9 protein-coding genes and 1 pseudogene are annotated in these 9,764 nt (G+C 75.8%); 3 read left to right on the forward strand and 7 right to left on the reverse strand.

Going from position 1 to position 9,764, the window contains the following annotated elements:
* Window positions 1–160: hypothetical protein (locus E1300_RS54090; protein WP_370785902.1), on the reverse strand; the 160-nt coding region annotated here is incomplete at its 3' end.
* A 640-nt stretch (window positions 161–800) separates the two neighbouring features.
* On the opposite strand from E1300_RS54090, the gene E1300_RS54095 reads away from it, so the two are divergent.
* A complete protein-coding gene (locus E1300_RS54095; RefSeq protein WP_370785905.1) occupies window positions 801–1,310 on the forward strand; it encodes a helix-turn-helix transcriptional regulator in 510 nt (169 codons plus the stop codon).
* Here E1300_RS54095 and E1300_RS43255 read toward each other — a convergent pair.
* The 5 genes from E1300_RS43255 to E1300_RS43275 form a co-directional block, all read right to left on the reverse strand.
* Window positions 1,238–2,515, reverse strand: coding sequence for a nucleotide disphospho-sugar-binding domain-containing protein (locus E1300_RS43255; RefSeq protein WP_242619769.1), 1,278 nt, complete (start codon window positions 2,513–2,515; stop codon window positions 1,238–1,240). The two genes, E1300_RS54095 and E1300_RS43255, sit on opposite strands and share 73 nt — an antisense overlap.
* Before the next feature lie 45 nt (window positions 2,516–2,560).
* Entirely contained in the window at window positions 2,561–3,601 is a 1,041-nt protein-coding gene (locus E1300_RS43260) for an LLM class flavin-dependent oxidoreductase (RefSeq protein WP_131763088.1), read from the reverse strand.
* A 135-nt stretch (window positions 3,602–3,736) separates the two neighbouring features.
* Entirely contained in the window at window positions 3,737–4,879 is a 1,143-nt protein-coding gene (locus E1300_RS43265; protein ID WP_131763089.1) for an FAD-dependent oxidoreductase, read from the reverse strand.
* A 116-nt stretch (window positions 4,880–4,995) separates the two neighbouring features.
* A complete protein-coding gene (locus tag E1300_RS43270; protein WP_131763090.1) occupies window positions 4,996–5,520 on the reverse strand; it encodes a hypothetical protein in 525 nt (174 codons plus the stop codon).
* Between the two features lie 117 nt (window positions 5,521–5,637).
* Complete coding sequence (locus E1300_RS43275; protein WP_131763091.1) at window positions 5,638–6,810, reverse strand: glutathione-independent formaldehyde dehydrogenase; 1,173 nt, start codon at window positions 6,808–6,810, stop codon at window positions 5,638–5,640.
* Window positions 6,811–7,018: 208 nt separating this feature from the next.
* Between E1300_RS43275 and E1300_RS43280 the strand changes: the two genes are divergently transcribed.
* A complete protein-coding gene (locus tag E1300_RS43280; protein WP_131763092.1) occupies window positions 7,019–7,753 on the forward strand; it encodes a trimeric intracellular cation channel family protein in 735 nt (244 codons plus the stop codon).
* A 27-nt stretch (window positions 7,754–7,780) separates the two neighbouring features.
* Here E1300_RS43280 and E1300_RS43285 read toward each other — a convergent pair whose 3' ends face one another.
* Window positions 7,781–8,752, reverse strand: a complete 972-nt coding sequence (locus E1300_RS43285; RefSeq protein WP_131763093.1) for a calcium-binding protein — start codon at window positions 8,750–8,752, stop codon at window positions 7,781–7,783.
* 216 nt (window positions 8,753–8,968) lie between these two features.
* Between E1300_RS43285 and E1300_RS43290 the strand changes: the two are divergent.
* Window positions 8,969–9,764 (forward strand): annotated as a pseudogene (locus tag E1300_RS43290) (hypothetical protein); the annotation flags it as partial.

The following is a 9,764-nucleotide window of genomic DNA, read 5'->3' on the forward strand; positions in this document are numbered from 1 at the left end:
CGTCCGCGCGGGTGGTGCGGGCCTGGCCCATCGACTCGCGGATCACCTTGCCGCCGCCGAACACGGCCTCGTCCCCGGCGCCCGCGGGGCCGCGGCTGCCCGCGGTGCCCGTGGCCGTCGCGGGGGTCGTCGACGCGGCCCTGGCCGTGCGGCACGTCATCGCCGGGGATCCGCTCCAGGGGCTGCCGCATCTGCGGGATCTGATCGGCAGGGCGCGGGAGCCCGGCGGCGACGTCCGGCTCAACCTGCTGGGGGTCTACGCGGCGCTGGCGGCGGGCGATGACGGCGCCGCGTCCGCGGTGGCGGAGGCGCAGGTCCGGCGATGCCGCGAGGACGGGGAGCTTGGCCTGCTGCCGGAGGCGCTGACCCTGCTCGCGGTGACCCGGCTCAACCGGGGCCTGTACGGGGACGCCCTAGCCTGCGCCACCGAGGGCCTGGCGCTCGCGGAGGGCGCCGGTCAGGACCACCAGGAGCGGCTGCTGCTCGCCGTCCTGGCCCATCTGGCCGCCGTGTCCGGCGACGACGAGCGGTGCGGATCACTGGCCGCGAGGGCCGCCGCCAAGGCCGCGGGCCGGGAGGTGGCGGTCGGCGCGGTGTGGGGCGCCTACGCGCTCGGCCTGGCCGAGCTGGGCCGGGGACGCTACGCGGAGGCGGCCGACAGGCTGGCGGCCATGAGCGGCTCCCGCTGGGTCCGCAGCCCCTTCCTGATCAACTGCCACGGCGCGGACCTGGTCGAGGCGGCCGTGCGGGCCGGACGGCCCGGATACGCGGCGGCGGCGCTGGAGGGCGTGGAGGCCTGGATGTCCCGCATCGGGCAGCCCTGGGCCCGTGCCGTGGCCCTGCGCTGCCGCGCGCTCGTCCGTTCCGCCGATGCGGAGGCGAGTTACGAGGAGGCGGCCGAGCTGCACGGCCGGGGCGACCGGCCGCTGGAGCGGGCCCGTACCGAGCTGCTGTGGGGGCAGTGGCTGCGGCGTGCGCGACGTCCCGGGGCGGCGCGCACGCGCCTGCGGTCGGCGCTGGAGACGTTCGAGGCCATCGGCGCGGCTCCGTGGGCGGCCCGCGCGCGGGCGGAGCTGGAGGCGGCCGGCGAGCGCGCGGCGCCGTCCCGGGACGGCGGCCCGCTGTCCTGCCTGACGTCCCAGGAGGCGCAGGTGGTGCGGCTGGCCGCGGCCGGGGCCACCAACCGCGAGATCGCCGCGCGGCTCTTCCTCAGCCCCCGCACCGTGGCCTACCACCTCTACAAGGCGTTCCCGAAGCTCGGCGTCGACTCGCGCCACGAGCTGAAGAGGTTCGGCGACCGCGCGTCGTGAGCCTTCTCCAGGATGTCGACGAGCCGCGCCGGGGTCGGCTGCGCCCGCATCTCCTCGCGGAGCCTCGCGGTGTTCTCACGGTAGGCGGGGTCGGTGACGAGGTCCTGGACGGCCGCGCGCAGCGCGCCGGGGCCGGCCTCGTGGCCGCGCAGGTGCCGGCCCGCTCCGGCGGCGGCGACGCGGCGGGCGGTGGCCGCCTGCTCGGACGCGAACGTGGCGATCAGCTGGGGGACGCCCGCCCAGAACGCCGTCATGGCGCTTCCGCTGCCGCCGTGGTGGACGACGGCGGCGCAACCCGGGAGGACGGTGAGCAGCGGGACGTGCTCGACGACCCGGACGCCGTCGGGCACCGGGCCGAGGGCGGCCACGTCGGCGGCGGTGGCCGTGACGATGACCTCGCAGTCCAGGCCGTCCAGGGCGCGGAGGACGGACGGGAGCAGGTAGGAGTTCGGGCCGGTGGTCGCGGTCAGGGCCGTCGACCAGGTCACGCAGACGCGCGGGCGTCCGGGCGCGGGGGGCTCCAGCGCCCACGGCGGGACGGGCGTGGTCCCGTTGAACGGCACGAAGGAGAACCGGACGCGCTCGGCCGGGACCGGCACGTCCAGGGACGGCGGGCACGGGTCGAGGACGCGTTCGATCATGTCGAGGGAGAAGTCGCCCTGGCCGTGGCGCGGGAAGGAGCCGCTGTGGTCGGCCGGGACGATCCGCATGTGCTCGGGCTCGTGGGTGCCGACGGGCCCCCACAGGCACAGCGCGGCCGGGACGCCGGTGACGCGGGACGCGAGCAGCCCCTCCAGGCTGGCGGGGTCGTGGAGGATCAGGTCGGGCCGCCAGGCGCGGGCGTGGGCGACGGCCGCGTCGAAGCTCCGCGCGGCCCGTTCCGCGAGGACGGGGGCGACCTCCTTCCGGAACGCCGCGACATCGAAGTCGGCGAGGTCCTCCAGGGTCTCGCCGGTCAGCGGATGCGGGGGCAGCCACGGGTAGGGCCAGTCGCCGTGCGCGGCCTCCTCGTAGGCCTGGAGCCGGAGCCGCGTGATGACCTTCATCCCGTCCAGGACGGGTACGGGCAGCAGCCCCGTCCGGCCGACCGCCGCCGTCTGGTCGGGCGTGCACAGCACCCGGACCTCGTGGCCCGCGGCCTGGAGCGCCCATCCCCAGGGCACCATCGCCGAGTAGTGGGTGGCCTGCGATGACACGGTGAACATCACCCGCACGTGGGGTCTCCTTCGGTCGAGGACGGCCCCATCGTGTCAAGAAGCCGGGCCCCCGGCCGGGACGGGCTCCGCTGCGGGGCGCCAGCCGAGGGCCGGGGCGATCAGCGCGCGGGCGTCGTGCAGGATCTGCCGGTAGTCGTGCTCGCTGAACTCGTAGGGCAGTTCGAGGCGCAGCTCGCCGACCTCGGCCACGGCGACGTCGGCGCGCAGCGCGTCCACGATCTCGTCGGACGGGCCGACGAGGTCGGGCGCGAACCGGACGCGCCGGTCCCCGTGCACGGTGAGCGTGCGCTCGTGGCGGCTCGCCTGGTACTCGCGGTAGCGCCGGCGGGTGGCGGCGTCCGCGCCGTCGAACGGGACGATCACCCGGCCGATCGCGACGCGGCCCGGGCGTCCGGCCGGCAGCAGGCTCCGGTACAGGGCGATCTGCTCGGACTGCTGGTCGGCGTGCCCGTCGGGGCCCTCGCCCTGGACGATGTTGCCGGTGAGCAGGTTCAGGCCGTGCTCGGCGGCCCAGCGGACGGAGCGCGGGCTGGTCCCGCCCAGCCAGGAGCGGTCCAGCAGGCCGGGGCTGTGCGGCTGGAGCCGGGGCCGCTGCACGGCGCCCGGCGAGTGGATGACGGTGCCGGGCTCGCCGAGGTACTCGCCGCGCAGGTGGTCGAGGACCCGCCCGATGCGCCCGTACGACAGGTCGTAGCCGCGCCAGTCCCCGTCGTGGACGAGGTCGGCGAGCAGTTCGGCGTGCGGCATCCCGGTGCTGAAGCCCGCCTGGAAGCGGCCCCGGGAGAGCACGTCCACGGTCGTGAGGTCCTCGGCGAGCCGGAACGGGTTCTCGTAGCCGATCGGGATGACGCCGGTGCCGAGCTCGATCCGGCGGGTGCGCTGGGTCGCGGCGGCGAGGAACACGGTGGCGGACGAGACGCCGTGCTCCAGGTGCCGCTGGCGGATCCAGGCGCCGTCGTAGCCCTCGGCCTCGCCGTACTCGAACAGGCGGAGCGTCGCCTCCAGCCCGGAGTAGGGGTCGTCGTCCGGGTAGTTGCCCGGCGTGAGGAAGGACAGGGAGTGGATCGCGGGCATGGTCAGCCGCGCTCGCGGGGGCCGGCGGGTGGAACGGTCCCGGCGGGGTGGCGCCGTCCGGTCGCGGAGATCTGCATGGCCTCAGGGTGGCCCGCCGATCGTTTATCCGTCAATACCTATCTAGATTGTGGGGATCTAGGCCACGCGGAAGGGCTCCGGGGCCGGGCGCTCGCCCGACGCCGCGTCGGCGATGATCCGGCCGAGGAGCGGCGCGAACTTGGCGCCGTGCCCGGAGCACGGCGAGGCGACGGTGACGCCGCCGACGCCGTCGATCACGAAGTCCTCCGTGGGCGTGTTGGTGAACAGGCACGTCGTCTCGGCGTACGGCTCGGGGACGAGGCCGGGCAGCGTCCGCCGGACGTAGCCGGTGATCCGCCGGCGGTTGGCCGGGTCGATCCGGCCCGTCCGCGCGGCGGCGCTCCGGATCGGCCGGCCGCCGTTGTACTCGGCGATCTTCAGGCCGGTCCGGCCGTCCGGGAGGGCGGCGTCGCGCCCGCCGGGCAGGCCGTAGACGAGCATGCCCGCGTCTTTGTGGATGAAGGTCGGCCACGCCTCCCCCGCGCCGTCGCGGTAGGGGAAGTGGTAGGCGTTCTCCTCCATCACCTGGATCGGCGGGAGCGCGTCCAGGAACGCCCGTGGCAGCGGCAGCGCGCCGAGCAGGCCGGGCAGCCAGCCGCCGGCGGTGACGACGACCTTCTCGGCCTCCTCCCTCCGCCCGTCCGCGGCCAGTACCCGATGCCCGGCGCCGGCGCGCTCGACCGCGGCCACCGGCCACCCCGTCTCGACGCGGGCGCCGTCTGCCCGCGCCAGGCGCAGCATGGCCGACACCGCGGCCTCCGGGTCGATCACACCGGCGGCCGGGTGCCACAGGACACCGGAGTCGCCATCGACGTCGCTACCGAAGCGGAAGCCCGGCCAGCGCTCAGTGGCGTCGGCGGAGGTGAGGAGTTCGTGCTCGACGCCCGCCTCCTCGAACAGGGCGGCCAGCGCGGCGGGGTCGCGGCCGGCCCCGAAGTCGAGCGAGCCCGTCCCGCTGATGAGCCGCTCGCCGGACAGGCGCTCCAGCCCGTCCCATTCGGCCCGCGCCTCGACGACCAGCCGGACGTAGAACGGGTCGGGATAGCCGTACCGGAGGATCCTCGCGGAGCCGTGCGAGCTGCCCTCGCCGTTGGCCGGGACGGACCGTTCCAGCACGGTCACCTCGTGGCCGCGCCCGGCCAGGTGCCAGGCGGTCGCGGCACCGGCGAGACCGGCTCCGATGACGACGTACGTGCCCATCGCGGCTCTTCCCCCTGCGGCTCCCAGTCCGCGGGGCCGGAGGGATGCCTTCGATCGACGGTCGGCGAATGCTCGATCGAGGATATGCCGACCGCGACGTGACACCCGGCAGCGTGTCAGCCGTCCGGGTCGGAGTCGGGATCGGGGTCGGGTGGCCGCCCCAGGATGTCCAGGGACGCCTGCCGCATCCGCTGGGACTTCTGGAGGGCCCGCCGCGTGTCCTCGTGGACGCGGTCGTACCGCACGCGCGCCCGATGGTAAGCGCCCACCAGCTTCCAGATGTTCTCGGAGACGCGGTCGCGGGTGGCATTGGCGACCCGCCGTTCACGGTCGGCGTCCCCCTGGTCCACGTCCTTCGGGCCGAGGGGTGGACCGGTGTCGTGCCCGGCCGCGCTCCCGGACTCCCGTGCTCTCGGGCCGTCCCAATGCTCGGACGTCCTCAGCATCGCGTACACCCGCCGCGCGATCGCCGCGGAGACGTCCTCCACGCCGGCGGTGCGCGCCGCCCGCGCCTGGACCATCCGGCGGCGCAGCAGGACCGCCATCCCCGCGGCCGCCGCGCGCAACTCGTCGTCCCCGTTCTGGGCCGCCAGCGCCTCCAGCACCGCCACCAGTGTCTCGGACTCGCTCTCGTCCAGCACGGCCGCTCCCACGCGGAACCGGGATCCGGTCTCTCCGCCGTCCGATCGAATCCCCCGTCCTGACTATGCCCTGGGACGCATCGTTGTATCCGGGACGGCGGCGCGCGGCAGCGGCGATCAGGGGTTCAGGACGGGCTTGATGACGCCCGCCGCGCGGCGGTCGAACTCCTCGTACAGCGCCGGGGCCTGCTCCAGCGGCGCGTGGTGGGTGACGACGAAGCCGGGCCTGGCCCGGCCGGACACGATGAGGTCGCGCAGGGGGACGGTGTAGCGGCGGTCGTGGGTGCGGCCCGTCCCGATCGTCACGCCCTTGCCCCACAGCGTTCCCCACGGCAGCCGCAGCGCGCCGTCGGAGTGCCCCTCCGGCGCGGGATGCAGGTCCTTGCCCGCGTAGACCCCGGCGATGCCGAGGCGGCCGGCCTGGTTGACCAGCCGCGCCAGGTCGTCGAGGACCTGGGACGGCTTCTCCGCGGCGAAGCCGTCCCGGTCGAGGGCCTGGAAGCCGACCGCGTCGATGCCGCAGTCCACGCCGTCGAAGGGCTCCTCGCCGCGCGGCAGCCCGGCCCGGCGCCGGCGGTCGCGGATCTGCTCGACGGGGTCGCCGTCCGCGACGCTCACCGGCACGCACGCCGCCTCGGCCGCCTTCTCCAGCCGCTCCGGGACGCCGTCCACCACGTAGACCTCGGCGGCGCCGCGCAGCCGCGCGCTGTAGGCGGCCAGCAGGCCGACCGGCCCGGCGCCGAACACCGCGACCGTGCGTCCCGGCCGGACGCCCGCCAGCTCGGTGGCGTGCCAGCCGGTCACGAACGCGTCGGCCAGGGTCACGAAGTCGTCCTCGCGCTCGTCGCCGGGCTCGCCGGGCAGCCGCACGCAGTTGGCGTCGGCGTACGGGACGCGCAGCAGGTCGGCCTGGGCCCCGGTGTAGGGGCCCATGCCCGCGTACCCGTAGGCCGCGCCGAACCCGTCCGGGCGCACCCGCAGGCACGCCGCCGACAGGCCGCGCGCGCACGCGGCGCACAGCCCGCAGAACAGGTGGGTCGGCAGGACGACGCGGTCCCCGGCGCGGACCATCTGGACGCCGGGACCGGTCTCCACGACCGTGCCGAGCGGTTCGTGGCCCAGGACCAGGCCGGGTTCGGCGCCCGTGCGGCCGTCGTACATGTGCAGGTCGCTACCGCAGATGGCGCTGGAGGTGATGCGGACGAGCACGTCCGTCGGGTCCTTGATATCGGCGTCGGGCACCTCCTTCACCGCGACGTCGCGTGCGCCCTGGTACACCACTGCTCGCATCCGCTCCCCTTCCGGACGTCCTGCGGGATCTCCGCCGTGCTGTCAGGGGGGCTCAGGCCGGGGCCACCGGACGTCCTTCTCGTGCGAAAGGTGATGTCCTGGATACTTTCCGCGATCGTCTGGCAACTGCATCACACGGCTGCAAACGTTCCACAAAGCCGTGGCCCCGCCCGCGCCCGCCCGGACGGACCGTCCCTAGGATCCGCCTGTGAGGATCGAGACGATCACGACGGCGCTGGACCTGACCGGCGTGTTCATCAACGGGCTGCTCGGCGGGGCGGTGGCGCGCAACCGCGAGCTGGACCTGTTCGGGTACGTCGTGCTCGGGCTGGTGTCCGGCCTCGGCGGCGGCCTGATCCGCGACACGCTCCTCCAGCAGGGGCCGCCCGTCGCCCTCACGAACTCCCTCTACATCCCCGCCGCGCTGGCCGGCGGGGCGCTGGCGTTCCTGCTCAGCTTCACCGAGCAGGACTGGAACCGCCTGTTCTCCCTGCTGGACGCCGTCGCGCTCAGCGTGTGGGCGGTCGCCGGGGCGGAGAAGACCCTGGCCGCCGGGCTCGGCTGGCTGCCCGCCGTCCTGCTCGGCACCGTCACCGCGGTCGGCGGCGGCGCCGCCCGGGACCTGCTGCTCCAGCGCGTCCCGTCGGTGTTCGGCGGCAACGCCCTGTACGCCTCGGTCGCGATGCTGGTCGCCGCGGTGCAGGTGGCGTCGTCCCGGCTCGGCGCGCCGGCGGCCGGGACCGTCCTCGGCGTCCTGGCCGGCACGGTCCTGCGGGTGATCGCCTACCGGCGGCAGTGGCGGCTGCCCAACGGCGCGGGCTGGGAGGCCCGCGACGCCCTCGGCAGGGTCGTCAGGTCCCCGTGGCCGTCACGGCGCCGCGACGGCCACGGGGACGACGGCGACCGGGACGGCGGCGACCGGGACGGCCCCGGCGGCGGATGACCCGGGTGCCGCCCGGCCCCCCGCCGATCAGGGGTTGCAGTCCACGAAGATCGGCCCCCGGACGCAGGTGTCCCCGCCCGGCGGCACCTGGGTCCCGCCGTCGAGGCGGTTGCTGCCCGCGCCGCCGTCGAGGGAGTCGTTGCCCGGCCCGCCCGCGAGGTCGTCGTTCCCGTCCCCGCCGAGCAGGAGGTCGTCGCCGCCCTCGCCGTTCAGCCCGTCGATGCCGGGACCGCCCCGGAGCAGGTCGTTGCCGGGGCCGCCGTCCAGGCCGTCGACGCCGTCGCCCCCGTCCAGGACGGCGTTACCGGGACCGTTCAGCAGCGTGTCGTTGCCGTCCTCGCCGAACACCCAGTCCGGCCCCTCCTCGTTGCGCGCGCCAATGGTGTCGTTGCCGTCCCCTCCCCGGAGGAGGTCGGCGTCGCCCGCGGCCTCGCCGCCGCCGACGTTGCTGAACACGTCGTCGCCGGCGCCGCCGAAGACCGTGTCGTCGCCGGCGCCGTCGAAGATCAGGTCGGTGCCCGCGGCGCCGCGCAGCTCGTCGTCGCCCGCGGCGCCGTCGATCTGGTCGCCGCCGTCGCCGCCGAAGACCCGGTCGTCGCCGGCGCCCGCGGCCAGCAGCGACCGGGCGGTGGCGCCGTTGCGGACGACGTCGTTCCCGTCGCCCGCCAGCACGACGAGGCGCGGGTCGGCGACCGCGGTCGTGCACTCGACCAGGGTGTCGTCGGCCGCCACCGGGTACCGGCATCCCGCGCCGGGGACGATCCGGACCGCGTCGTCGAACCGGAAGGTCCCGCCGGCGCCGCTGAGGACGACGTTGTTGGCGTCTCCCGGCGCCGCCGTGTAGGTGATGTTCGCGCCGGAGAGGGCCACCGTCCCTCCCCCGGCCGCGTGCGCCGGGGCGGCGGGCAGCGCGGCCGCCGCCAGGACGCCGGAGGCCGCGAATGCCGCCGCCGCGAGGGCGGCCTTCCTGGCGCGCGCGTGCTCGTTCCTGCACCACATGCTGGTACTCCGTTCTGGTGCCTGCACCAAGGACGTGGTGAGGAGGCGTGTCGCGGCGGCCGTGGACCGGCCCCGGAACCGCCGTCCTCACCCTGGACGCGGGGTGAACGGGGTAGGCCCACGGTGGCATCGGGCGGCCGACGGCGGCCAGGTGTTTCACGCCTCGTTGAAATACGCTGGCGAGCAGCGTCCACCGCGCCTCCGGGGGGATGTCCGATGCGAGTCGGCGGCGATCGCGCGACCAGCAGCGTGCGCCTGCACTTCGGCGTGGACGACCTCGCGCGGACTCGGATCGTGGCGACGCTGGGCCCGCTGGCGGAGACGATGCTCGCGCTGGGCGCGCTGCGGAGCCCCGTCCGCCGGGCCCTGTTCGACCCGTGGCGCCGGCACTCGCGCCGGCGGCTGGCCCCGTGCGGCGCGGAGATCTCGCGGGTGCTCGCCCCGCCCGGGCGGCTGCCCCTGGACGTGTTCAGCCTGCTGGGCCGGACCGGGTCGATCGAGGAGGGCCTCGAAGGCCTCGTCGCCGCCCCGCACCGCCTGCTCCGCGCCGAGCTGGAACCGTTCGCGGCCGAGCATCCGCGCGCGTGGCCGCTGCGCGATCTGTCCCGTGACGACCGGCGGTCGCGGCGGTCGCTGAGGCACGCCCTCGCCGCCTGCCATGACGCGACCGTGAGGCCCTACTGGCCCAGCATCCGCGCATGGGTGGAGGCCGAAGCGCACGCCTTGGCCCGCTCCTATGCGGACGGAGGCCTGGAGGGCCTGCTGGGCGGGCGCGGTCCCGGGCTGACGTGGCGCTCTCCCGTCCTGGAGGTGAGCAACCGGCTGTGCCCGCACGACGCCGACGTCCACCTGGACGGCCGCGGGCTCGCCATCGTCCCCGCCTTCTTCGCCACCGAGCCGTTCTGCGCCGCCGCGACCGACGGATCGGCGGTGTACCTGCTGGTGCCCGCGCCGCCGACGATGGCCGCGGCGCCGGCCCTGTGGTCGCCGCCGGCCCGGCGGCCGCGGCCCG

Source organism: Actinomadura fibrosa (genome assembly GCF_900659615.1).
GTDB classification, from domain to species: Bacteria; Actinomycetota; Actinomycetes; order Streptosporangiales; family Streptosporangiaceae; genus Spirillospora; species Spirillospora fibrosa.

Excerpts from the sequence above, each read along its gene's own strand:
- E1300_RS54095 (WP_370785905.1), top strand. The coding sequence starts at position 801 with ATGTCCCGCATCGGGCAGCCCTGGGCCCGTGCCGTGGCCCTGCGCTGC.
- E1300_RS43255 (WP_242619769.1), bottom strand. The coding sequence starts at position 2,515 with ATGTTCACCGTGTCATCGCAGGCCACCCACTACTCGGCGATGGTGCCC.
- E1300_RS43285 (WP_131763093.1), bottom strand. The coding sequence starts at position 8,752 with ATGTGGTGCAGGAACGAGCACGCGCGCGCCAGGAAGGCCGCCCTCGCG.
- E1300_RS43265 (WP_131763089.1), bottom strand. The coding sequence starts at position 4,879 with ATGGGCACGTACGTCGTCATCGGAGCCGGTCTCGCCGGTGCCGCGACC.
- E1300_RS43275 (WP_131763091.1), bottom strand. The coding sequence starts at position 6,810 with ATGCGAGCAGTGGTGTACCAGGGCGCACGCGACGTCGCGGTGAAGGAG.
- E1300_RS43260 (WP_131763088.1), bottom strand. The coding sequence starts at position 3,601 with ATGCCCGCGATCCACTCCCTGTCCTTCCTCACGCCGGGCAACTACCCG.